Annotated in this window: 23 protein-coding genes; 6 read left to right on the top strand and 17 right to left on the bottom strand. The window is 50.1% G+C overall.

The annotated features are described in order from the left end of the window. Positions 1-39 precede the first annotated feature (39 nt). From PsAD46_RS06105 to PsAD46_RS06095, 3 genes are all read left to right on the top strand, one after another. Complete coding sequence (locus tag PsAD46_RS06105; RefSeq protein WP_063306381.1) at positions 40-1,008, top strand: threonine dehydratase; 969 nt, start codon at positions 40-42, stop codon at positions 1,006-1,008. A gap of 359 nt (positions 1,009-1,367) precedes the next feature. Further along, positions 1,368-2,354, top strand: coding sequence for a Fe(3+) ABC transporter substrate-binding protein (locus tag PsAD46_RS06100; protein WP_244273179.1), 987 nt, complete (start codon positions 1,368-1,370; stop codon positions 2,352-2,354). A 33-nt stretch (positions 2,355-2,387) separates the two neighbouring features. Further along, positions 2,388-4,127: an iron ABC transporter permease gene (locus PsAD46_RS06095; protein ID WP_208981695.1), complete on the top strand. Its 1,740-nt coding sequence runs from the start codon at positions 2,388-2,390 to the stop codon at positions 4,125-4,127. A gap of 80 nt (positions 4,128-4,207) precedes the next feature. Here PsAD46_RS06095 and PsAD46_RS06090 read toward each other — a convergent pair whose 3' ends face one another. The 10 genes from PsAD46_RS06090 to PsAD46_RS06050 form a co-directional block, all read right to left on the bottom strand. Next, positions 4,208-4,834: a LysE family translocator gene (locus PsAD46_RS06090; RefSeq protein ID WP_063306403.1), complete on the bottom strand. Its 627-nt coding sequence runs from the start codon at positions 4,832-4,834 to the stop codon at positions 4,208-4,210. A gap of 73 nt (positions 4,835-4,907) precedes the next feature. Then, complete coding sequence (locus PsAD46_RS28255) at positions 4,908-5,132, bottom strand: RidA family protein (RefSeq protein WP_206599613.1); 225 nt, start codon at positions 5,130-5,132, stop codon at positions 4,908-4,910. A 9-nt stretch (positions 5,133-5,141) separates the two neighbouring features. Then, complete coding sequence (locus tag PsAD46_RS28250) at positions 5,142-5,285, bottom strand: hypothetical protein (RefSeq protein ID WP_206599612.1); 144 nt, start codon at positions 5,283-5,285, stop codon at positions 5,142-5,144. 17 nt (positions 5,286-5,302) lie between these two features. Next, entirely contained in the window at positions 5,303-6,016 is a 714-nt protein-coding gene (locus PsAD46_RS06080) for a YrbL family protein (protein ID WP_208981693.1), read from the bottom strand. Between the two features lie 71 nt (positions 6,017-6,087). Beyond that, positions 6,088-6,717: a CoA transferase subunit B gene (locus PsAD46_RS06075; RefSeq protein ID WP_063306379.1), complete on the bottom strand. Its 630-nt coding sequence runs from the start codon at positions 6,715-6,717 to the stop codon at positions 6,088-6,090. 15 nt (positions 6,718-6,732) lie between these two features. After that, positions 6,733-7,428 carry a CoA transferase subunit A gene (locus PsAD46_RS06070; RefSeq protein WP_063290782.1) on the bottom strand — a complete coding sequence of 232 codons (696 nt, stop codon included), beginning with the start codon at positions 7,426-7,428 and terminating at the stop codon, positions 6,733-6,735. Between the two features lie 302 nt (positions 7,429-7,730). Beyond that, positions 7,731-8,552, bottom strand: coding sequence for an ABC transporter permease (locus PsAD46_RS06065; protein WP_063286886.1), 822 nt, complete (start codon positions 8,550-8,552; stop codon positions 7,731-7,733). After that, positions 8,552-9,553 carry an ABC transporter permease subunit gene (locus PsAD46_RS06060; RefSeq protein ID WP_063306378.1) on the bottom strand — a complete coding sequence of 334 codons (1,002 nt, stop codon included), beginning with the start codon at positions 9,551-9,553 and terminating at the stop codon, positions 8,552-8,554. Before PsAD46_RS06060 ends, PsAD46_RS06065 begins: the two co-directional genes overlap by 1 nt. A 10-nt stretch (positions 9,554-9,563) precedes the next feature. Further along, positions 9,564-10,733: an ABC transporter ATP-binding protein gene (locus PsAD46_RS06055; RefSeq protein WP_063290784.1), complete on the bottom strand. Its 1,170-nt coding sequence runs from the start codon at positions 10,731-10,733 to the stop codon at positions 9,564-9,566. Between the two features lie 74 nt (positions 10,734-10,807). Then, positions 10,808-11,899 (bottom strand): polyamine ABC transporter substrate-binding protein, encoded by a 1,092-nt coding sequence (locus PsAD46_RS06050; protein ID WP_063306377.1) that lies wholly within the window; start codon positions 11,897-11,899, stop codon positions 10,808-10,810. Positions 11,900-12,619: 720 nt separating this feature from the next. Between PsAD46_RS06050 and PsAD46_RS06045 the strand changes: the two genes are divergently transcribed. Then, complete coding sequence (locus PsAD46_RS06045; protein ID WP_063306376.1) at positions 12,620-14,020, top strand: glutamine synthetase family protein; 1,401 nt, start codon at positions 12,620-12,622, stop codon at positions 14,018-14,020. Positions 14,021-14,483: 463 nt separating this feature from the next. Next, on the top strand, positions 14,484-15,767 hold the full coding sequence (locus tag PsAD46_RS06040; RefSeq protein WP_063306375.1) for a diguanylate cyclase: 1,284 nt from the start codon (positions 14,484-14,486) through the stop codon (positions 15,765-15,767). 19 nt (positions 15,768-15,786) lie between these two features. Here PsAD46_RS06040 and PsAD46_RS06035 read toward each other — a convergent pair whose 3' ends face one another. The 3 genes from PsAD46_RS06035 to PsAD46_RS06025 all read right to left on the bottom strand — a co-directional run bounded on the left by PsAD46_RS06035 (position 15,787) and on the right by PsAD46_RS06025 (position 20,006). After that, the gene (locus tag PsAD46_RS06035; RefSeq protein WP_063306374.1) at positions 15,787-16,539 is read right to left on the bottom strand and encodes an SDR family oxidoreductase; all 753 of its coding nucleotides are present in this window, start codon (positions 16,537-16,539) and stop codon (positions 15,787-15,789) included. A 30-nt stretch (positions 16,540-16,569) separates the two neighbouring features. After that, positions 16,570-18,048 carry an aldehyde dehydrogenase family protein gene (locus PsAD46_RS06030; protein ID WP_063306373.1) on the bottom strand — a complete coding sequence of 493 codons (1,479 nt, stop codon included), beginning with the start codon at positions 18,046-18,048 and terminating at the stop codon, positions 16,570-16,572. A gap of 89 nt (positions 18,049-18,137) precedes the next feature. Beyond that, positions 18,138-20,006: an ABC transporter ATP-binding protein gene (locus PsAD46_RS06025; RefSeq protein ID WP_208981690.1), complete on the bottom strand. Its 1,869-nt coding sequence runs from the start codon at positions 20,004-20,006 to the stop codon at positions 18,138-18,140. A 249-nt stretch (positions 20,007-20,255) separates the two neighbouring features. Here PsAD46_RS06025 and PsAD46_RS06020 point away from each other — a divergent pair, with 249 nt between their 5' ends. After that, complete coding sequence (locus tag PsAD46_RS06020) at positions 20,256-21,464, top strand: hypothetical protein (protein WP_063306372.1); 1,209 nt, start codon at positions 20,256-20,258, stop codon at positions 21,462-21,464. 59 nt (positions 21,465-21,523) lie between these two features. Here PsAD46_RS06020 and PsAD46_RS06015 read toward each other — a convergent pair whose 3' ends face one another. Genes PsAD46_RS06015 through PsAD46_RS06000 form a run of 4 tightly spaced genes read right to left on the bottom strand, consistent with a single transcriptional unit; the run spans position 21,524 to position 24,780 of the window. Beyond that, on the bottom strand, positions 21,524-22,054 hold the full coding sequence (locus PsAD46_RS06015) for a DUF934 domain-containing protein (RefSeq protein WP_063306371.1): 531 nt from the start codon (positions 22,052-22,054) through the stop codon (positions 21,524-21,526). A gap of 7 nt (positions 22,055-22,061) precedes the next feature. Further along, positions 22,062-22,805: a phosphoadenylyl-sulfate reductase gene (locus PsAD46_RS06010; RefSeq protein WP_063306370.1), complete on the bottom strand. Its 744-nt coding sequence runs from the start codon at positions 22,803-22,805 to the stop codon at positions 22,062-22,064. Then, positions 22,795-24,450: a nitrite/sulfite reductase gene (locus tag PsAD46_RS06005; protein WP_063306369.1), complete on the bottom strand. Its 1,656-nt coding sequence runs from the start codon at positions 24,448-24,450 to the stop codon at positions 22,795-22,797. The genes PsAD46_RS06010 and PsAD46_RS06005 overlap by 11 nt, the downstream gene beginning before the upstream one ends. Positions 24,451-24,474: 24 nt before the next feature. Continuing rightward, on the bottom strand, positions 24,475-24,780 hold the full coding sequence (locus tag PsAD46_RS06000) for a DUF2849 domain-containing protein (RefSeq protein ID WP_057460990.1): 306 nt from the start codon (positions 24,778-24,780) through the stop codon (positions 24,475-24,477). Positions 24,781-24,782 lie beyond the last annotated feature (2 nt).

The raw sequence follows: 24,782 nt of genomic DNA, 5'->3' as shown, positions 1-24,782 counted from the left end.
CGCGCTCCTGTGGTGGCCTGACCATCGCAGGAGATTCGCATGCTCACACTGGCTGCTTTGGAAGATGCTTCGCAGGAACTGCGGCGCCATATGGCCCCGACAGCGCTTTACAGCTGGCCCTTGCTCAATGACGCCTTGGGTTGCGAAGTCTTCATCAAGCACGAGAACCATGCGCCCACCGGATCGTTTAAGGCCCGGTGCGCTTTGCTTTATCTCTTACGCCAATCACAACGACATGTCAGCTCTACAAGCTTTGTTGCCGCCACACGCGGTAACTTTGGACTGGGCATGGCGTGGGCAGCCAAAATGCTGCACCAGCGCGCAGCAATTGTTGTTCCTCAAGGTACTTCCAAAGAAACGACAGCGGCTATCCAAAGCTATGGCGCATTTTTGATTGAGCACGGCAAAGACTTTGAGGAAGCTCATACATTTGCCTGCCAAATGGCCGAGGATTCTAAGCAGGTGCTCTCCCCCGGCTTTGATTATGATCTTGTTCTTGGAGCCGCGACTTACGCGCTTGAGATCTTCCGCGCGATTAAGGACCTGGATGCCATCTATGTGCCTGTTGGTTTGGGCACTGGCATATGCGGACTAATTTCTGTGCGCGACCTCTTTGGCCTGAAGACGAAGATCATCGGCGTGGTCGCAGAAAAGGCGGATGGGTGCGCGCGCTCCATTGAAGCTGGTGAATATGCACTCACACATTCAGCCAATACCTTTGCTGAGGGGATTTGTGTGCGAGGGCCTGCCCGGGAAGCTTTTGCCTTAATCAGATCAGGCGCTGAGCGCATTATCCGTGTCAGCGAGGATGAGATTGCAGAAGCAATCCGTCTGCTTTATCGCACAACGCACAATGCGTGCGAAGGTGCTGCTGCTGCTGGTCTGGCAGGCCTTTCAAAAGAGCGCGCTAATCTGCAAGACAAAAAGGCTTCTTTCATCCTTTGCGGGCAAAACATGAACCGCATCTGGATGGCACGAGTGCTACAAGGAGACACTCCAACTCCTTAAAATTGGAATCGTTTCTGCATATGAACGTGGGTACTGCACTCCCTTCAGACCCGTTTGTTTTCAACAACTCTGAGTTTTTCAGTAAACTTTTCCTTGAGGCTGACATGAGCCGCAATTGAAAATCATTCGCAATTGCAGATGGATAGCACCTTAAAAGCTGAATTTCACAGTTTAGAATAGTTCTATCTCATTGTTTTCACGAAGTTTATTAGTTGACAGAGAAAGTCAAGTTTCCGATATAACGGCAAATGACAAGCGTTTGCAGACGCGTATAAGATCACTCAGGAGATGTTCCGATGAAGTCGTTGTTTAAGGGAATTGGGCTGACAGCAGCTGGTTTTGCACTTGGTACAACCGGTATGGTCGCATCAGCTCAGGCAGAAGGCGAAGTGAATATCTATTCTTACCGCCAGCCAGAATTGATCAAACCACTTCTCGATGCATTCACTGCTGAGACTGGCGTCAAAGCAAACGTTGTTTTCGCTAAGAAAGGTCTTGGCGAGCGTATGAAGGCTGAGGGTAAGAACTCTCCAGCTGACGTTCTTCTTTCCGTAGACATTGGCCGCCTACAGGGTGCAAAAGACCTCGGTGTTACTCAGCCAGTCGTTAGCGATGCAATCAACGGCAACATCCCGGCAAACTTGCGTGACTCTGAAGGCCACTGGTTTGGTCTGACAACGCGCGCTCGTGTCATCTATGCTTCCAAAGACCGCGTTGCCCAAGACAGCATCACCTATGAAGAGCTTGCTGATCCAAAATGGAAAGGCCGCCTTTGCACCCGCTCTGGTCAACACGTTTATTCCATCGGTCTGATCGCTTCCATGATTGCTCACAAGGGTGAAGCTGAGACACAGAAGTGGCTGGAAGCTGTTCGTGACAACCTGGCACGTAAGCCAACCGGCAACGACCGTGCGCAGGTTAAGTCCATCTTCGCAGGTGAATGCGACATCTCATTGGGCAACACCTATTACATGGGCAAAATGCAAACCAACGAGAAAGATCCTGAGCAGAAGGATTGGGCAGCGTCAGTTCGCATTCTCTTCCCGAACACCGAAGGTCGTGGCACTCACGTGAACATCTCCGGCATGGTTCTGGCGAAAAATGCTCCGAACAAAGACAACGCTGTAAAGCTGATGGAATTCCTTGCTTCCGATGAAGCGCAGGCTATCTATGCTGCACAGAACTTCGAGTATCCAGTAGAGCCAGGCATCGCACCATCTGAACTGGTTGCCTCCTGGGGTTCCTTCAAAGCTGATGAAGTTTCTCTCAACGAGATTGCTGCTCAACGCGCAAAAGCGAGTGAGCTGGTTGATATCGTTGGCTTTGATAACGGTCCATCCAGCTAAGTTCCAACAGGTAAATTGAGTTGAAGCCATTCCATGACATCCAGACACGGACATAGTGGATCGCCACAATACAGAACCGCCGCCCCCTCTTCTCGAGGGGAGCGGCTTCTTGCGTTTGGGACCTACTTTCTAACCGGCCTCGTTGTGATGCCGGTTCTTGCAATTGTTATTATGGCTATGGGCTCTTCGGGCAATCTATGGCCGCACCTTGTCTCAACAATTCTACCGCGTTCGATTGCCACCACATTCCAGCTGATGGTCGGTGTTGGTGTGATCGTGTTTGTCGTTGGGGTCAGCACGGCATGGTTGGTTACCATGTGCCGTTTTCCCGGGCGGCGCTGGTTTGATCTGGCGCTGCTGTTGCCCTTTGCAGTCCCGACCTACATTATCGCGTTTTCGTATGTTGAACTGCTGGATTACACTGGTCCGGTGCAAGGACTGATACGCGATATCTTTGGTTTCAAGACCTCTCGTGACTATTGGTTCCCTGAGATCCGCTCTCTTGGTGGTGCCATGTTTGTTATGGGGTTTGTGCTCTACCCTTATGTTTATCTGAGTGCACGCGCCTCGTTCCTTATTCAATCAGCTTGCGCATTGGATGTGTCCCGTACCCTCGGCGCAGGCCCATTTCGCTTGTTCTGGAAGGTCGCATTGCCGCTGGCTCGGCCTGCTATTGTGGTTGGTGTAACCCTTGCTCTGATGGAGTGCCTGAACGACATTGGTGCAGTGTCCTTTTTCGGTGTGCAGACGCTTACATTCTCGGTTTATGACACATGGCTCAATCGCTCTAATCTGACGGGCGCAGCTCAGATCGCAACAATCATGCTGGTGTTTGTGCTGGCGCTGATGTTCATTGAGTATTATGGCCGCCGCAAGCAGCGTTTTCATCAGACAACGGGTACTTATCGTGCTTTGCCAAGCTACGAGCTGAAGGGCTGGCGTGGCTGGGTTGCTATGGCTGTCTGTGCGCTGCCTATCATTCTGGGCTTTGTCTTTCCATCATTGTTGCTCCTGAGCCGTGCAAGTCGCCGTGTGGAAGATCTGTTTGAACCAGCCCTTTGGGCTGCTGCTGGCAACACTCTTTGGCTGGCTGCGGTGGCCGCTGCTGTTTCTATCGGCATCAGCCTGACCCTTGCCTATCGCCGCCGCCTGTTTCCAAGCAGAGTAACAACGACACTGGGCCGGGTAGCTTCGATTGGTTACGCTGTTCCTGGTACTATTCTGGCCGTTGGTATTCTGTTCCCAGTCGCAGCATTGGACAACATGATCTCAGAGGGTTTTGAAGCCCTGTTTGGGTTTGGTACTGGGTTGCTTCTGATTGGATCTGGTACGGCGCTCATCTACGCTTATGTCGTCCGTTTTCTGGCTATGTCGTACGGACAGATAGATGGCGGATTTGGCAAAATTACCCCGCACTATGATATGGCATCTCGTAGCCTGGGACAAACCGCTTGGGGCACCCTTGGCCGCGTTCACATGCCGTTGATGAAGCCAGTCATTCTCTCCGCGACACTGCTTTCCTTTGTGGAATGCATGAAAGAGCTGCCTGCAACGTTGCTTCTGCGCCCGTTTAATTTCGAGACACTCGCAACAACGGTTTACAATGCAGCTTCTCGCGAAGCCTTTGAAGATGCTGCTCTGCCAGCTCTGTGTATCGTGTTGGTGGGCATCATTCCGGTGATTATGCTGGCAAAGACGAGTGCCGATACGTTCCGCGAGAAACGCGGCAATAAGCGCTTTTCCAGAGACACCTCAATGGTGCCTGCCGAATAAGAACAGAAAGAATTTGCAATAAAAAAGCCGCTGAAAATGTTCAGCGGCTTTTTTGGTATCCAATGCATCTGTATCCGATGTTATCTGGTTGCAGCTGCCAGTTTCAGCGCCATTCCGACAAAGACAACAGAGGCAATCCGGTTCATAACTTTCTGAGCAGTTATAGACTTGCTCAAACGATCGCCGATGGCACCTGCTGCGAAGGCGACTGAGCCAAAGACCAGAATTGCAGAGAGCATAAACACAGCGCCCAACTGCAAGAACTGCGGCATAACAGGACCGTAGGCAGGATCAACAAATTGCGGAAAGAACGAAAGGAAGAAGATCGCGACCTTGGGATTGGTGATGTTCATGATCACGCCGCGACGGTACAAAGGAATCAAAGCAGAATGATCGACCTTATTTTGTTGTACCGGCTCAGGCTTCGCTCTGAAGGCTCCCCACGCGAGATAAAGCAGATACCCGACACCAAGCACCTTGACGAAGGTAAACGCCAACTCGGACGCCTGAAAAATCGCGGATACACCGAGCGCCACAGCCGTCGTGTGAAAAATCAAGCCGGTGCAAAGACCAAGCGTCACCGCGATACCCGCCATACGACCACACACTGCAGATTGTGTCAGCACGAAAATATTATCAGGGCCTGGTGCCAATGCCAGCAAAACAGTGACAGTGAAAAAACCAGCCAGTACGTCTATTGGGATCACATAGTGCTCCATCCGTTCAGAAAACCGAAGCGAACAATGCCTCAACGTCCCGACCAGAGCAAGTTTCTTAGCTTTATGTGAGCGCTAATGTCGCCTCAATTTCAATCTTAAGATCAGGATGGAAAAGCTTTTGAACTTCTACGAGTGAACTTGCTGGACGGTGGTCACCATAAGCATCAACCAGAACTGAGCGCAGCTCTCCCAAAGCTGACAAATCAGTAACAAAGATCATCACTTTAATAAGGTTCGCGAAGCTAACACCTTCTTCTTCAGCAATTGCGGAAATCTGAGAGACAATCTCTCTTGCCTATAGATCTGTTTCCTGCGCCTGAGCCATGGTTGCAAAAGCAGTCAGGCCCGAGATATGCAGTGTTCCCTGATGGGCCACAGCATGTACATATCGACCAACTGCCTCAGGAATGCAGAGATAGTTTTTTCTTTGAAGTGGCATCTTGAGAGTTCCGAAATCTATAAACTTGCATCGGCTTCATCTTTGACGTCTGTGTTCTTAGAGAACAAAGGGCCAGGTTTCCAAGAATAATTCTTCCGGCGATTGTTGTAGAATTGCAGAAGCCGATTTTCCGGATAGATGTATTTGCTAAAGAAATAATAAAGCATCTTAAGCTGAATAAACGGCTTGATGCCGTCGAACCACTGCTTCTTATTATGTCCAACACCATCAACCAGAATGAGCTTGAGATCTCCGTTTGATCGTTTCTGAACACAAATATTCCATGGGCGAATGTCCTGACATAATACAGCATCTCGCACCAAATCCCGTCGAAAGATCCTCAAAGCCTTTTTAAAGCGATCAGTTTGAATAAATGATTGATCTTCCTGCAGTATCTTCATCAATATTTGAGAGGGGCGCTCTGTATTTTCGTCAGTAATCAGATCGAAGGTTGCACCAAAGCCAAGACTCGTCTCAACTCTACCTCTGTAATTCGAAATAGCTGAGAACTCCTTCTGTTCTCTCTGATTCATCAATTTCTCAAAGAGGCGAGCTTCAGCCAATGTAGACCCTGCAGCTGGTCCTTTGGAATTGCGATCGACCTTGATACAAATCTTCGAATTCTCTGGGTGCTGGTAGATATTGCGGATCCCGCCAGACGCAATCAACAGCTCTTCATTTAGAGTGATCACAGAACAAATACCTTCGTTGAGAAGGAGAGTATTTAACAATTATTCTCATTACATACAAATAAAAAGAGAGGACAAATTGCCCTCTCTTGTCTTGTCTAAGTGAAGTTTTGTTACTCTACCAAATTAGCTTCAGTTTTCTCTTTGATCTCTTGCAGAGTAATACCCTCAGCCATTTCTGCGACCTTCAGGCCGCCGTCGACTACGTCGAAGACGCCGAGGTTGGTGATGATGCGGTCGACGCATTTTACACCGGTGAGCGGTAGGGCGCACTTATGGAGGAGTTTTTTGTCGCCGCGTTTGTTGGTGTGATCCATAATGACCACAACACGTTTAACGCCTGCAACAAGGTCCATTGCACCGCCCATGCCCTTGACCATTTTGCCAGGGATCATCCAGTTTGCGAGATCACCCTCTTCGGAGACTTCCATAGCACCGAGGATGGAGAGGTCAATGTGACCTCCGCGGATCATCGCAAAGCTGTCTGCAGAAGAGAAATAGCTGGTACGATCCAGTTCAGTGATGGTCTGCTTACCTGCATTGATCAGATCTGCATCGACTTCATCTTCAGTCGGGAACGGGCCCATGCCCAGCATGCCATTTTCTGACTGCAGAGCTACATTCATTCCGTCTGGAATGTAGTTTGCGACCAGTGTCGGGATGCCGATGCCGAGGTTAACGTAGAAACCATCTTGCAGTTCTTTTGCCGCACGGGCGGCCATTTCGTCACGATTCCAAGCCATGATTACTGCCCTCCCTTAAGCTTCGCGCGTAGTGCGCTGCTCGATGCGCTTTTCAAATGTGCCAACAACGATGCGGTCAACAAAGATACCTGGAGTATGGATCTGATCCGCATCCAGCTCACCGATCTCGACGAGCTCTTCAACTTCTACGACAGTGGTCTTACCAGCTGTTGCCATGACCGGATTGAAGTTGCGCGCTGTCTTACGGAAGATCAGGTTGCCTTCTTTGTCAGCTTTCCATGCACTCACGAGAGCTACGTCTGAAACCAGACCGGTTTCCATGATGTAGGTTTCACCGTTAAAATCTTTGTGCTCTTTACCTTCGGCGATCAGGGTGCCAACACCAGTTTTGGTGTAGAAACCCGGGATGCCTGCGCCGCCTGCACGGATGCGTTCAGCAAGGGTACCTTGAGGGTTGAATTCCAGCTCAAGATCACCATCCAGATACTGACGCTCGAAAGTTGCGTTTTCGCCAACGTAAGACGACACCATCTTCTTGATCTGGCGCGTCTGCAACAGCAGGCCCAGACCGAAGTCATCAACGCCTGCGTTGTTAGAGATGGCAGTCAGGTCATTCGCACCAGAATCTCGCAGCGCAATAATCAGGTTTTCAGGAATGCCACAGAGACCAAACCCACCTGCCATGACGGTCATGCCATCAAAGGTAAGTCCTTCCAGAGCAGCGGCAGCACTTGGATAAACTTTATTCATTATAAACTCCCAATACATGAGTTGGTAGAACTCACGCTTCTCATTCTCCAGAACGCAAGCAATACCGCCTTTTCATGCTGGCAATGGGACCTGACCCTCCATCCGGATCAGCATCCTGCCGTTCCCTCCTAGGGAAAATAGGTATAGCGACAGCAATGTTGATAGCTGTGTTTTATGTCCTCGCCAAGTGCTCTTTGTACAGAGAGCTACTATTTATTGAGGTGAAAACCACAAAGCTGGGAGGAATGGGTGTTTGCGGTGCACAATTTTTTAGAATGTAACACTCAGACCCATGAAAATTCTTAAAGATGAGCTGCTGCGAGTCGCTCTTCTTCCATGCGTTTGAACCTCTGCCTTTTGGTGAGGAGAGATGCCAAGATCACGCCAATCGTCACGATAACGACCAGTATCGTGCAAATAGCATTGATTTCTGGCGTCACGCCTAATCTCACCTGAGAATAAATCTTCATAGGCAAAGTGGTTGATCCGGGTCCGGAATTAAAGCTCGCGATCACCAAGTCATCCAGTGACAATGTGAATGCCAGCATCCAACCTGCGAGCACTCCTGGCAGGATCTGAGGGAGGGTGATGCGGAAGAATGTTCTGACAGGAGGACAGCCCAGATCCATTGCAGCCTCCTCTAAGGAGCGGTCAAATCCAGAGAGGCGGGATTGCACAACGATCGCTACGTAACACATGGAGAATGTGGTGTGGGCAATCATGATTGTCCAAAAGCCGCGATTTTGATCAATAGCCACGAACAGAAGCAGCAATGACAACCCGAGGATGACTTCTGGCATCACAAGTGGTGCGTAGATCATCCCTGAGAACAAAGTCCGTCCGAAAAAGCGTCCTTGCCGGGCTAAGACCAGCGCAGCCAATGTGCCAAGAACCGTTGCCAGAGTTGCAGATGTGAGACCGATACGGAATGTGACCCAGGCAGCTTCCAACAGCTGTTCGTTTTGCAGCAAGGATGCATACCACTTGGTGGAGAAGCCGGCCCAAACCGTGACCAACCGAGATTCATTGAATGAAAAAACAATCAGAATGACGATGGGCAAGTAGAGGAAGCTGAACCCCAAAACCAGTGATGTGAGATTAAACCAACTCGGTTTTGACGGCATTACACGTCCCCTTCGTTGCGTCGGGTCTCGTGCCGCTGAAACAGCAAGATTGGAATCACAAGCAATACCAGAAGAACAATTGCCACCGCAGACGCAACTGGCCAGTCTCTGTTGGAGAAGAACTCGACCCATAGGGTTTTCCCAATCATCAGAGTTGATGAGCCTCCCAACAGGTCGGGAATGACGAACTCTCCCACGGCTGGAATGAAGACCAGGAAACACCCTGCAATCACGCCGGGCATGGCAAGAGGGACTGTTACCCGCCAGAAGGTCTTCCAGGGTGGACAACCCAGATCCTCTGCAGCTTCTATCAGGGTCGTGTCCAGTTTTTCCAAAGATGAATAGAGCGGGAGGACCATGAAAGGCAGGTAAGAATAGATAATGCCAATGTAGACGGCGATGCTGGTGTTGAGGATAACCAGAGGCTCATTAATGACACCGATCGTGATTAGTGCCTGATTGAGCAGACCATCAGTTTTCAAGATGCCGATCCACGCATAGACCCGGATCAGAAAACTGGTCCAAAACGGCAGGATGACCATCATAACCAGCGTTGGTTGCCAGCTTCTTGGTGCCCTTGCCATGCCGTAAGCAAGTGGGAAACCAACGAGCAAGGTCAGTAATGTGGATATGAAAGCTATTTGCAGGCTAGAGACATAGGCGCGCCAGTAGAGATCATCCTCTGTTAGCCAGATGTAATTATCTAGCGACCAGCGCTGCGCAGCTTCCCAAAGTCCAAGCAGCCCCCTTCCCCAATCGATTACCGGCAAGTAAGGCGGAATTGAAACGGCTGCTTCAGACAACGAGATCTTTGCAACAATCACAAACGGAACAAGGAAGAAGAGCAGCAGCCAGACGTATGGCACACAGATGAGTGCGAAGCGGCCCCATTTTCCGGTTGGATTGGTCGGTGAGTTCTCCGGTGCCTGAAGTTCATGACGTGGTGGTGGGATCGTTTCTGATCTCATGAGGTCGGTTGATGAGAGGTTAGGGTCAGTCATTTGGCACCTCTCATCGTGTCAAGATCACGCCGGCATCGCTGTCCCATGACAGCCAGACCTGATCTTCCCAAGTGATCGGTCTTTCAACCAGCCGTGCTGTATTGGCAACAATCGCCCGCAGCGTCTCTGTCTCAGCCACTTTGATATGATAGATGGACACGTCGCCCATGTAGGCGATATCCCAGACTTCTCCTTGTATGGCATTGGTACCCAAGCGTTCTGGTTTATCAAAGGAGATACGCATCTTTTCCGGACGGATGGCTAGAGCAGCATGATCGCCCACGTTTGCAGAGGTTGGATAGCAAACATCCAAATGGCTACCCAGAACAGATGAGAACATCTTGACGTCCTCAAGTTCCTTATTGGTGATTTGCCCGTCCAGAACGTTGATGTCACCAACGAATTCCGCCACAAATCGGGAATTGGGTTGCTCGTAGATTTCTCCCGGTGTCGCATTTTGAAGGATCTTGCCCTTATCCATAACCGAGATGCGATCTGCCACGGTCATCGCTTCTTCCTGATCATGGGTCACGATCAGGAACGTCATCCGCAGCTGTTCTTGCAGATTGATCAATTCCAGCTGGGTTTCTTCACGAAGCTTCTTATCGAGCGCAGCAAGAGGTTCATCGAGGAGGAGTACTTTGGGGCGTTTGGCGAGGGATCTCGCGAGTGCAACGCGTTGGCGCTGACCACCGGACAACTGGTGCGGCTTGCGTTTGGCAAATCCTTCCAGCTTGACCAGACTAAGCATCTCCATGACCCTGCTTTTGATCTCTTTGGAAGGCAGGCCGTCCATTTCCAAGCCAAAGGCGATGTTCTTTTCGACGTTCATGTGCGGGAAGAGCGCGTAGGACTGGAACATCATATTGACCGGGCGCTTATATGGCGGCACGTTGGCGAGGTCTCGCCCTTCCAGAAAGATTTGACCTTCAGATGGGGCCTCAAACCCTGCAAGCATTCTCATCAAAGTGGTTTTACCGCACCCAGACCCGCCCAACAGGGCATGGAACTCACGCTTGTAGATTTTGAGAGAAAGGTTATCAACGGCAACAAAATTGCCAAAACGCTTGATGATATTCCGAAATTCAATAAAAGGCTGCTCGCTCGGGTCGTCCCAAGGTGAAAATGCACGACGTACGGGGCCAAGCGGTTTTTTCGCCAATACTCCAATCCTTTTCAGCGGCCTGCGTGGTCAATCGTTCAAGGTAGGGTTGCGTGTTACTGAGCAACCCTACATTCGCAGGCCCGTAGTTTTTAGTGACCGGTTTTGACAGTTGTGAAGGTGCGGTTCATCAGGCGCTGTGCTTTAAGCGGCTTGGCTCCGATGGTGTAAAGGCGCTGCTTCACCTCATCTGTCGGGTAGATGTTCGGATTTGAAGTCACTTCTTCATCCACCAGAACTGTCGCATCTTTGTTGCCGTTGGCGTAGTAGACATAATCCGACATTTTCGCGATCACTTCCGGGCGCATCAGGTAGTTGATGAATTCGTGTGCTTCTTCAACGTGCTCTGCATCAGCGGGAACTGCGATCTGGTCAAACCACATCTGTGCGCCTTCATTCGGCAGGATGTAGGTGACTTCAACGCCCTTATCAGCCTCTGCAGCACGGTCCGCTGCCTGCAATACATCACCAGACCAGCCGTAAGCCAAGCAGATATCGCCGTTGGCAAGGCCGTTTACGAATTCAGAATTGTGAAATTTACGAATGTAAGGGCGGATTGTTTCCAGAAGTTCGCCAGCCGCTCGAATGTCTTTCGGGCTGTTGGAGTCGGGATTGAGACCGAGATAATGCAGCGCAGCCGGGAACATTTCATCCGGCTCGTCCATCACATATACACCACATCCCGCGATTTTTGAGAGCTCTTCAACGTCAAACAATAAATCCCAACTGCCAATTGGAGCATCTGGATTGAGTGCACGCACCTTTTCCTCGTTTACCCCATAGCCAGAGGTGCCCCACATATAGTTGACGGAGAACTCATTGCCTGGATCGAACACTTCAGTACGCTCTTGCAGAAGTGGATCCATGTGCTTGAGATTTGGAAGTTTGTCCTTGTCGAGCTTCTGATAGACGCCCGCCTGTATCTGGCGCTGAAGGAAGGTGGCACTTGGGACAACAACGTCATAACCAGTCTTGCCAGTCAGCAGTTTTGTTTCCAAAACCTCATTGGAATCAAAGGTATCGTAGTTCACAGTGATACCGGTCTCGTTCTCGAAGTCTTTGAGAACCTGCGCATCAACGTAGTCGGACCAATTGTAGACATTTACAATACGATCCTTAGCATTGGCGGCAGACAAAGAGAGAGCCAGCGCTACTGCTCCCGATAGCAAAATTACGGTTTTCATTCTCAAATACTCCAATCTCAAACACAGGGGCTCAAAGCACCTTGGCGAAGCGAGCCTCTGCATATAGCCGCCATGGTATATCCTTCTGGTGGCAGATTAATTTCGGCCTACATTCCAACCCAATATTTTACAGGAATGCCGTAGGTTCGTTGGGTGTCTCAGGCACCCAGCTCTCAGGTCCTCTCAACAGTATCAGGGTTTTTAGTGTGCAGCCTTAACCCATGTCCAGAAGCTGTTGGCTAGAATCAAAGGTTTTATTGAGAACAATGATTCCGACTTTAATCTCAGAAGCACTAGAAACTTCTTCATCACTGCTGTCTGGTCAACGGTACGTTCTCTGAAGTGTCTTCAACTGTGCTAGGAACCTGAAAGAAGCCACAGAGTGTCCTCAGACATTGTTGGCTCTTGTTCATCATCCAAAATTCAAGAAAACAACCAGTTCTCAATGCTGTAGGCTGGCTTAGATGACCACATTATCACCTTAAGTAAGCATTGTAATTTTGTTAGGATGAGGCGTAATTACACACTCGAAACGATTAAAGAGAAGGTACAATTAAACTTCCACAAAACAACATAGTTTCCGACTTGAGTTGACCTCTGCTAGACTACTATACCAACCAGAAGCAAGCTGGATCTTATAGCAGCCGGAAAGAGCTGAATTACTTTTCATGAGTGAAACGCTGCCACGAACATTTGGTGGCAAACCCAATTGGAAGTCCTATGAGTTCTGAAATTAATCCGGATGATGAAGCGGCGCTTAATATGCGCGGTGTGAGCGACCTTGAAGAAGCCCGCACCTGGCTGCAAGCCCGGAACATTGGAGATATTGAGTGTGTTGTACCTGACGTTGCCGGGGTACCACGCGGCAAGATGATGCCGACAAACAAGTTTTTCAGCAGCAACACGCTGACAATGCCCTCCTCTATTTTCGCCCAGACTATTTCTGGCGATTACCCTGAGGATGATGATCGGTTTCAATATAATCCGACGGATGGCGACCTTTATTTCAAGCCCGATTATTCAACGCTGGCCATTGTCCCTTGGGAGACTGACCCGACAGCTCAGCTCCTGCATGATGCTTTCACCAAGGATGGGAAGCCCTTCCCGATTGCTCCGCGTAATGTTCTAAAGCGCGTTCTTGAGCTTTATGATGCTGAGGGCTGGCAACCAATTATCGCCCCTGAGGTGGAATTCTATCTGGTTAAGCCCAATACCGATCCCGATTATCCGCTGGAGCCTCCAGTTGGTCGTTCTGGTCGCCCTGAAGTTGGCAGGCAGTCTTATTCAATCTCCGCTCTTAATGAGTTCGACGAGTTGATTGACGACATCTATGATCTTTCTGAGGCTCAGGGACTGGAGATCGACACCCTTATTCATGAAGAGGGTGCTGCTCAGATGGAAATCAACTTAAGACACGGTCACCCTCTGGAGCTGGCGGATCAGGCGTTTATGTTCAAACGCACCATCCGCGAGGCCGCGTTGCGCCATAACATTTACGCCACCTTCATGGCCAAGGCGATGTCCTCTCAGCCAGGGTCATCTATGCATATTCATCAGTCTATCCTTGACCGGGAGACAGGACAAAACATCTTCAACAGTGCAGAGAACGAGGCAACGCCTGCCTTCTATCATTTTATTGGTGGGCATCAGCGTTACATGCCCGCTTTAATGCCGATTATGGCGCCTTATGTGAACTCCTACCGCCGTTTCGCGCGGGATAGTGGGTCTCCGACCAACCTGTTCTGGGGCTACGACAACCGCACTGTGGGGCTTCGTGTTCCTAGTTCGTCTCCGGATGCGCGACGGTTAGAAAATCGGGTGCCGGGGTCTGATGCCAATCCGTATCTCGTTATCGCTTCCAGCCTTGCCGCCGGATACCTGGGTATCAAGAAAAGGATTGAGCCTGATAAGCCGAGAGACACCGACAACAGTGAGGTGATGAGCAAACTCCCGCGTACATTGCTTCATGCCGTTGATGAGTTTGAAGCAGACGATGATTTGCTGGAGATTTTCGGCGAACAGTTTGTTGCCACATATCGAGCCATCAAACTTGAAGAGTACGAGACCTTTATGTCCGTTATCAGCGCCTGGGAACGAGAATACCTGCTGATGAACGTCTGATTCTCACTGGATGGGGTGTGACTTTCACGCGAAACTGTGGATACCACACCCCTTAGTTGAGTGGATGATGTCCAGCAATTTTAACTTTCATAATATTTACTAGAGCCAGTCACAGCATAGTTCCCAAGAGATACTTCCAGGGAACTTAATTTAAACCGATTTATATTTCGAATTTAACTAATTACAAATACATATGCGGATCGAATTTTCGTCAAAACATCACAAAAATGTGAGATTATACGAAATTATACTTACATATTTTTGAATTCACTGGGTATTTAATTTCAGAATTCCTAGTCTATCATGCAATTTTTGATTTTATTTAATTTTATCACAACTTTATGTCTAATTTTAAATACATTTCAAATGTTGTTTATTACAAACCATATTCGAGGCTATTGATGGCGGTTAATAGGTTGCAAACGCAATTTAAATCGCATTTGCTGGTTTTTGAGGACATCACATGCCAGATCAGAAAAAGAGCATTCTTCTCGTTGAAGATGCCAATTTCTTTGCTCGCGTAACTGAAAGCGAGATTGAGCGTGCGGGGCATTATCATGTCACGACAGCGAAAACGTATGCTCAGGCAAAAACTATTTTAAAAGAAGGTAAGGTAAAGCCATTCCTTGCTCTTGTTGATCTGACGCTTCCAGATGCGCCGGATGGTGAGGTTGTAGATCTCACTATCGACGCCGGACTACCGACAATCGTGTTCTCGGGGCGTTTTGATCAGGGTACCCGACGATCAATTCTGAAGAAGGGGATTGTAGATTACGTCCTCAAAGATTCTCCTGCGAGCCTTGGTTACCTTGGTGAGTTGGTCAATCGCGTCGATAGGAACCTCAGCACCAAAGTATTGATCGTGGACGATTCCTCGCATGCACTGGCGTTGTTAAAGAAGCGGCTTCAGCTCTATTGCCTTCAGGTGATCACGGCTACTTCCGGCGAAGAAGCGTTGGAAACACTCAATCAAAACCCTGATATCAAGCTGCTGATCATTGATCATTTACTGCCGGGAGCGACTGGCTTTGAAGTCATGACACAGATCCGACGGAGGCATAGCTTCAGTACTTTGGCAGTCATCGGAATCTCAGCAACAGATGACCCAGCCCTTACTGCGAAGTTTCTAAAATCCGGTGCTAACGACTTCCTGAACAAGGCGTGCACACCTGAAGAACTGATGCTGCGGGTTTCGCAGAACCTCAATCAGTTGGACCGCATAAGTGAACTGACCGAGATGGCTCATCGTGATCCGATGACAGGCCTGTTTAACCGTCGCCACCTCTACAACGTCGTCGATAAGCTTCATAAAGACCAAATGCTCGCTGGCAAGGAGATGCGATATGCCATGATCGACATTGATCGCTTTAAGCAGATCAATGACAAGTTTGGCCATGAAACCGGAGACAACCTGATTATCTCTGTCGCGCATCGCATTTCGGATCTCCTGCCGCCAAGAAGCGTCGCCATTCGAATTGGTGGAGACGAGTTTTGCGTTGCACTGCCTGATATTGATGAGCCCACATCCAAGCAGTTTCTCTCTGAACTCAGAAGTTCCATGCCAGTCACAGATCCCGGTAATGACGAACATACGTTTGCACCGACGATCAGCGTCGGCCTTTCAGCGGGTACTGAGAACTCACTGGCGAGCGCTCTCAGGGTTGCGGACCGTTGCCTGTACAGAGCCAAGAAATCTGGCCGCAACCGCATTGTAACGTCTTCTGCAACCACTCTTGATGCCATGTAGTCTGGCGGCACTTCTGCCGTCAGATTGTCCTACCTCCGTCGACTTCCAAAGCTACACCGGTGATAAACTGAGCTTCATCTGAAGCAAGCCAGAGTGCCGCGTTTGCAATATCTTCTGGTTTAGAGAAGCGCCCCAGAGGAATGCTGTCACGAAACTGCTGGCGCTTTTCAGGGGTATCTTCGCCCATGAAGAGTTCCAGCATGCCGGTTTCTCCGGCCACTGGACATAAAGCGTTGACGCGAATGTTGTGAGGAGCAAGCTCTACCGCCATGGATTTAGTCGCTGTGATGACCCAGCCCTTGGAAGCGTTGTACCAGGTGAGCCCGGGACGAGGACGGATGCCCGCCGTGGACGCGGTGTTGATGATGACACCACCGCCCTGTCTTTCCAGCTCAGGCAAAGCTTCAAGCGTTGTCAGATAGATGGCTTTGGCATTCACTTCTAGAATGCGGTCAAAGTTGTTTTCATCTACCTGTGCTAAAGGGCAATTGCGGTGAGTGTAGCCAGCATTGTTGACGACAACATCCAGCCGCCCAGTTTTCTCAATTGCATAAGCAACCATCGCTTTCACATCGGAGCGCACGGTCACGTCTGTCTCGATGGCATACGCTGTGTCCCCGATTGCGTCTGCAAGGTTTCTTGCTGCAACTCCATCGAGATCAGCGATGATGACCGCTGCACCTTCTTGCGCATATTTTTGAGCGATGCCTTCCCCAAAACCAGCAGCACCACCCGTGATTATCGCGGTTTTTCCTTCCAATCGTCCTGACACGCTTTTCCTCCCCAAGTGTGAAAGTCCGCCTTAAGCGTGACTGACAACAATGGTCTTCAGAACAGAGAATTCTTTAAGTGCTTCAAAGCCTTTTTCCCTGCCGTGACCAGATTTCTTGACCCCACCAAATGGCAGTTCAACTCCTCCACCTGCACCGTAGGTATTTACAAAGACCTGACCAGAGTGGATGGCTTTGGCAACACGCGTTGCTCTTGCGATGTCTTTGGTCCAAATGCCAGCCACGAGCCCGTAGGGAGTGCCATTGGCAATGCGAATTGCTTCTTCTTCCGTCCGAAACGGAATGAGTGAAAGAACCGGGCCAAAAACTTCATCCAGAGCAAGTGGGTGATCTGTTGGAACCGGACCATAGACTTTTGCTGTGGTGTAATAGCCTTCTGTCGGCGCATCCGGAGCGATTGTACCCTCCCCAATCAACGGAATGCCGTCTGTTTCCGCCTGCTCACAGAAAGCGTTTACACGGCGGAGTTGGCTTGTGTTAATCAGTGGGCCGAGATCCCGGTTATCCTTGTATTGGCCTGAGACAGTGCTTCTAAAAGCGGTTCTGAGTGTATCAACTGTCTCTTCCCAACGACTTTGATGCACCAGAACACGAGATCCGGCAGAGCAGGTTTGGCCACCATTCTTCAAAATGCAGTCCTGAATGACAGGTAGTGCTTTGTTCAGATCAGCATCTTCGAAGATAATTTGCGGTGACTTGCCGCCAAGCTCTAATGTACACCCGATATGATTGCGAGCGGCTGCGGATTGGATCAGAGTCCCCACATCTGGCGATCCTGTAAAAGTGATGAAATCCGCTTCAGGATTGTAGGAGAGCGCAGCTCCAGCCTCTTCTCCTAAACCTGTCAAAACGTTGAGTGTTCCAGCTGGAAAACCAGCTTCGACTGCAAGATTGGCTGTTTCAATAATGGATAAGCAGGCATCTTCGGAGGGTTTGACGACCAGTGTATTGCCCATGGCTAACGCTGCTCCCGCAACGCGCGCGAAGATTTGCATGGGGTAATTCCATGGCACGATGGAGGCGACGACGCCATGCGGCTCGCGAACTGTCATCGCGAGGTAATCAACCGCGATCGGTAGTGTCTCACCCGTGATTTTGTCAGCCGCCCCACCATAAAACCGGAAGTACTGGGCGGCAGCATCGATGTCCCCATAGCCCTGGCTTAGGGGTTTACCGGTGTCACGTGCCTCAAGCTCTGCCAGATGATCCCGGTTTTGCGAAATCAACTCCGCAAGCCTTAATAACCGCTCTCCGCGTTGCCCGGCAGATAGTGAGGCCCATTCCTTTGAGGTGAGCGCTGTTCTTGCAGAAGACACCGCTTTCCCGACATCAGATGCAGTACACCGAGGAATCGTTGCGTATGGCAAGCCCGTGCTTGGGCAGATCATATCAATGGTTTCTCCAGAGGATGCATCACACTGTAAGCCATTGATAATTGATTGGTATTTTTTTAAATTCTGAGAATTTAGTGTCGCGCTAAACTCTGTCATACCGCCCCCCTCGGATGATAAGCTTTGTGCTGGTCATCCAAACGCTAGATCATGTAAGAGGGCGGCGCAATTCTCTTCTTGGGGGAGTTTTACTGGGTTTCTGTTGGTGTCAAATCTGTTACCGAGCTCTTTACTCCATAAAACTGATTGTGCCACAGCTCTGCATATATCCCGTCTTTCGCCAGTAATTCCGCATGCGTTCCTGCTTCAACAATCTGCCCTTTGTCCATCACAATCAGACGGTCCATTCTGGCAACTGTGGTCAGGCGATGGGCGATAGCGAGGGTGGTTTTGTCCTTCATCACATCATTCAGGATCTCCTGAATATCCGCATCCAGCTTGGTATCCAACGCCGAGGTTGCTTCATCCAGTATCAGGATTGGTGGATTTTTCAGGAACACACGGGCCAATGCAATCCGTTGGCGCTGCCCACCGGATAGTTTGATGCCACGCTCACCTACGAATGCCTCAAAGCCTTTTCGGCCTTTGTTGTCTTCCAGTGCCTCGATGAACTCCAACGCATGCGCTCGGCGGGCAGCTTCACGAACACCTTCCATCTCGACATCATCTTTTCCAAGCGAGATGTTGTCGAAAATAGACCTATGAAACAACGAGGTGTCCTGTGTCACCAATCCGATTTCTACACGCAGAGATTCCTGCGTGACACTTCGCAGATCCTGATGATCAATGGTGATAGCTCCACCTTCAACGTCGTACATGCGCAGCAGCAGATTCACGACGGTTGATTTGCCAGCACCTGAGTGACCGACGATACCTACCTTCTCACCGGGTTGGATGATGAAATTCAGATCTTTCACAATCGCAGTTTGCTGGCCGTAGGCAAAGTCGACATTGTTGAACTCAATGAGACCCTTCTCATAGCGAAAGTTCTTGGCCTCAGAATCGTCAACAAGGCCAAGCGAGTGCTCCATGGTTCTGGCGGTGGATTTAAATGAGCCATAAGAGCGGAAAAGACCGGTTAACTGAGCAAATATTTCCAGCAGTTTGCCTTCCAGGCGAATGGCAAAACCAAGGACGATTGCAACTTCACCCGTTGTGATTGCCTGTTGATGCCACAACGCAAGACTTAGGCCCGTAAATGCAGCAAGACCACATGCTCCGACGAGTGCAACAAGCATCCGTGATGTAACCACTGTGGAGCGGAACCTAACTATTGCCTCTTTGAAACCTCTGAGCTGATTTGTGAAATGGCCAAGCGCACGATCATTACCCTGAAAGAGTTTCACAGTCTGAATGTTGGAGTAAACATCAACAACAGAACCATTCACGGCATGCGCGATATCTGCTCCTTCTTTTGAAGCATCACGAATGATTGGCACGCGGATATACGCAAGGACAGCAAACAATCCGATCCAAACGAGCATGACTGCCCCAAGATACCAATGAAGCCATGACAATGCGATCAGGAGCGACCCTGCAAAGAAAAAGTTTGGGATGACAATTCCAATCCCCGCCCAGAACAGTTCTGCAACTTCTCGCCCACCTCCAAAGGTTTTGCTGGCGAGGTTTCCCGCAAACTCCTTTTGAAAGAACGTCATGTCTTGATTGAGCAGTCGATCAAAGAACGTGACACGCGATGAGGTGAGAATATTAACGTGAAGTGTCAGTGAAATCAGAACTTCATAAGCAATTGAAAATACTGGCTTTGCAATAAGAAATGCGACCGCAGCAGTCACAATCAGCCACATATTCTGCTGCCAGAACAGCTCTGGTCCACTCGCTTCCATCTGATCAATCAGGAAGCCAACAAATGACAGCAGGAAGACAGTCAGAATGGTTTCGACCAGCACCACCAGCAATAGAACCAGAGTGTGCTTTGGAAAGATGAACACGAGAGAACGCAGTTGTTGCAAATGCGTTTTGCTCTCCCATTCCATATGATTTTTGGCAAATGGGTCAACATGATTGGTTGCCCACTCATAAAGCGCATTCAGCACGATCTGCTCCGGGAGACAAAAAGAGAACACTTAGACTATCGTGCGACTCGGCTTGTGAAAACCCAGAAGAATTCATCTACTCAAATTTGAACTCGAGACTGTGTCATTTTGCGGAGGTTCTAGCATTACGCATATTTTATCTTATTAAATTCAATGCATTATCTCTATATTAGATTTTTCTAATTTTATGTATTGTTATTTTAGTATTTTCTAATATATTAATTTCAACTTCAAAAAAGGATTAGCCCAATGCGTTATCTTTCTAATTTAGGTGAGCGGTATTCTCCTCTGTACTTTTTGTCCGCCGTTGGTGCAGGTGGCTTGGCAATTAGCTTCTTTATGTACCTGATGTGGATGACACCACATAAGGGATCTCCTATCGCCAACGTTGCCTCTTTGACTGAGGCCTTCAACAACGGTTCCATCGCTATGCAGGCGCTGATTGTTGTCGCCGCGGTTGGTATTATCTTCTTCTCAGTGTTGCACTTTCGCTTGCTGTTCTGGAATTTTTCCGAGTACGGAAAGTGGAAGCAAACCAAGGTTTTTGAAGGCTTTAAAAACTCCAACGCGGAAAGCCAACTGATGACTATTCCACTGGCTCTTGCCATGACAGTCAATGTCAGCTTCATCGCGGGTGCGGTGTTTGTGCCAGGCCTTTGGAGCATTCGCGAAATCCTGTTCCCCTTCTCCCTGCTGGCATTTGCAGCCATCGGAGTGTTGGGCTTCCGCATCTATCTGGACTTCATCTCCCGTGTCCTGACAGAGGGTGGATATGAGTGCGCAAAGAACAACAGCCTCGGTCAGATGATCTCCGTGTTCGCATTTGCCATGATTGGCGTTGGCTTCTCTGCTCCGGCAGCTATGAGTCAAACCAAGGTGATTGCGGCAATCGGCATTGCTGGTAGTGCCCTGTTCATCGGTGCAGCGATTGTGATGGGGACAATCAAACTGATCCTCGGCTTCCGTTCTATGATGGAACACAAGGCTGCGGGTGAGACCACACCAACACTCTGGATCATCATCCCATTCCTGACCGTTGTTGGCATTGCAATCTACCGCATAAAAATGAGCCTTGCACATAACTTCGATGCACCGGTAACTGCTGGCGGTATCTATGTTTTCCTGATCAGCCTGTTCGCAATCCAGATCCTGTTCGGTCTGATCGGCTGGGCAGTCATGAAGCGGGTTGGCTACTATGACCGCTGGATTGCTGGTCCGGACAAGTCTCCAGGTTCTTACGCGCTGGTTTGCCCTGGTGTTGCACTGTTCGTCTTCGGTAATTTCGTGATCAATGCGGGTCTTGTGAAGCTTGGTGTTCTTGGCTCCATGTCCATCGCTTACTTCGCGCTGTACGCCCCGCTGATTGTAATCCAGATCGCAACAGTCTGGCTGTTCCTTAAACTCAACGGAAAGATGCTTTCAGCGTCCAACCAGTTGCAGGTTCAACCCGCGGAATAAGAAAAAGGCGGGTGTTTGACCCGCCTTTTCTCATTGAGTTTGAGTATCTTGCTCTAAAATCAAATCGGACGTCGCGCCCATGGTCTCGTACCAGCGGGCGCTTCTTTTCGCGCAAAGACTGGCTGCGTATAGGCGGTGACCTCATTGAGGTTGCCGGACTCCAAATCAGCGCGTAGACGTGGGTTGTCCAGCGCGAAACTGTTGATGCCGACGCGGAGCATGAAGCCGATCTGATCGAGAATGAACGGACCAACTGCACGGATCTCGCCACCATAGCGCAATCCATCTCTCAGGATGCGGGCAGCAGAGAAACCTCGGCCATCTGCGAAGCTTGGGAAGTCCACTGCGATGAGTTCCAGCGCCTCAAGATGATCAGCCAGCTTTTCCGCTTTTTCACCAGCACGAAGAACAACACCCAAAGTCAGGTTTGTCTGCTTAAGCTGTTGTTCTTCCGCCAGAAACCGCTCCAGAGAGAAGATAAACTTCCCCTCGGCTGGCAGGGCTTCATCCTCGGTGGTGTAAGCCCAGTCATCAGCAACGATCTCGTCGTTCTTGAAGATCTCAGTGGTCTTTTTGAGTTCTGTTGTCATTTGAACCTCAGATGCTTTGGGCTGCGCCGCCCTTGGACGCACTTGAGAAATGAATTCCACATTCAGTTTTGTCCTGACCGCGCCAACGGCCTGAGCGTGGGTCTTCGCCCGGAGCAACCTTGTCTGTGCAAGGCATACACCCGATGGAGGGATACCCTTCTGCGACCAGCGGATGTGGTGGCAGGCCATTATCCTTTGCGTATTGAAGGACTTCGGCAGCGGTCCAGTTGGCCAGCGGGTTCACTTTGATACGGCCTTCTTCGACCTCAAAATGCTCCAGACTGGCTCGAGTGTCAGCCTGATGGCGTTTGCGACCAGAGATCCAAGCTTCGAAGCCACCAAGCGCTTTTGCGAGTGGAACCACTTTGCGGATGTGACAGCACGCATCAGTATCAGACGCCCAGAGAGCACCTTTTGGATCTTTCTCAACAAGATCTTCTGGTTCAGGCGTGATGACACGTACGTCTAAAAGCCCAAGTTGCTCAACCAGTTCGTCACGATAGCGCTTTGTTTCACCGAACAGTTTGCCGGTGTCGACAAACAGGACCGGTGTACGCACGTCGATCTGAGAGACCATGTGCAGCAGCACGGAGCTGTCCGCGCCAAATGAGGACACCAGAGCTATCTCTCCAGAGAATTGCTCTGTGAGCGCGTGCTGCAGGATGTCCTGAGCATCGCGCTCAGAATACATCCGGTTCAGCAGCTTCACCTGTGCCTCCAAAGAGGCCTTATGTGATTGACTATGCTCCATAAAGAGCGTCCTTAAATGGCTGATCACCCAGGCGGCGATAGGCTTCGATGAAGCTTTCTTCCTCATCCAGACGGTTCGCCAAATAGGTATCGACAACAGTCTCAACAGCATCGGTGATCTCTGCTTCCGGAAAGCCGCGACCGATGATTTTGCCGATAGATGTGTTCTGATCCGCAGAACCACCCAGTGTAATCTGATAGAGCTCTTCGCCTTTACGGTCTACGCCCAAAATGCCGATGTGGCCGACGTGGTGGTGACCACAGGCGTTGATGCAGCCGGAGATTTTCAGTTTCAAATCACCAATTTCGTTCTGGCGCTTAACCTCTTCAAATCGCTTGGATATTTCCTGAGCAATTGGGATAGAGCGAGCATTTGCCAGAGCACAATAGTCCAGACCCGGGCAAGCGATCATGTCGGTGATCAGGCCAGCGTTTGAATCTGCGAGCTCGTTTGCCTTCAGGATCTTGTAGACAGTGGGGACATCTTGCAGCTTTACGTGTGGCAGAACGAGGTTCTGTTCATGTGTAACGCGCAATTCATCATGCCCAAACCGTTGTGCTACATCAGCAATTACGTCCATCTGATCGGCTGTTGCATCCCCCGGCGCACCACCAATTGGCTTGAGTGAGATGGTGACAGATGTGTAACCCTCAGCTTTGTGCGCATGCAGGTTGCGGCTGGAGAACAAGGCCAGATCGCGGTCTTCGCGCTTGGCTGCTTCCAGCTCTGTGCTGATCTTCGGCAGGGCTTCAAAAGATGGTGGGGCGAAGTATTCGTTGATGCGAACGACTTCTTCATTTGGCAGATCGAGGATACCGTTTTTGGTTGCCTCGAACTCAGTCTCAATGTCCTGCTTCAGCTCTTCCAGACCGGTTTCGTGAACCAGGATCTTGATGCGAGCCTTGTACTTATTATCGCGGCGACCATAGCGATTGTAGACACGCAGGATCGCCTCGCTGTATGCCAGCAAGTCATTTTCTGGTAGGAAATCCCGTACCTTACGGCCAACCATCGGCGTACGACCCAAGCCACCACCCACGAAGACCACAAAGCCGATTTCCCCGTTTTCGTTACGGGTCAGCTGCAGGCCGATGTCATGGACCTGTACGGCTGCACGGTCATGTTCAGCACCTGTGATCGCAATCTTGAACTTGCGTGGCAGGAACAGGAATTCCGGATGCAGAGAGGACCATTGACGCAGGATTTCGGCGTAAACGCGTGGGTCTGCGAACTCGTCCGCGGCTGCGCCTGCGAACTGGTCTGAGGTGACATTGCGGATACAGTTGCCGGAGGTCTGGATGGCGTGCATCTCGACGTCGGCAAGTTCATGTAGAATCTGCGGTGTATCAGAGAGCTTTGGCCAGTTAAACTGGATGTTCTGGCGCGTTGTGAAGTGGCCGTAACCTCTGTCGTAAGTCCTTGCGATATGGGCAAGTTTACGCATCTGGTTTGCATTGAGCGTGCCGTATGGAATTGCGACACGCAGCATGTAAGCGTGCAGCTGCAGGTAAAGACCATTCATCAGGCGGAGCGGCTTAAACTCGTCTTCGGTCAGCTCGCCAGACATACGGCGGCGGACCTGATCTTCGAACTGGCTCACGCGCTGATTAACAAAGTCGCGATCAAATTCATCGTAGCGGTACATGGAAACTCCTGAATCTAAAAGGACTTAGGCCGAACGCAGATGGCGTTCGGCTTGTTTGCCGAGGTCGAGACGAGTGGTTGGCCCTTGTGCGCGAATGCGCTCTTTCAGGCTCTTTGGCTGCAAATGGCCGTCTTTCAGTTCCAGATCAATCGCGTAGGTGCCGAGAACGTACTGTTTATCTTCACCGGCTTTCGCGAAATCCAGAGCTGAGGCCATGTCTTCGTCGGTGTTAAGGATCCAGGCGGCCTCAACAAACTCGACCCACTCTCCGTTGTGGCCGAGCCAGACGACATCACCATCGACCAGTCTGTTGGCGGTAATAGTTTTCATCG

This window comes from Pseudovibrio sp. Ad46 (assembly GCF_001623065.1).
Classification (GTDB): domain Bacteria; phylum Pseudomonadota; class Alphaproteobacteria; order Rhizobiales; family Stappiaceae; genus Pseudovibrio.
This window is presented reverse-complemented; position numbering and strand designations above follow the sequence as displayed.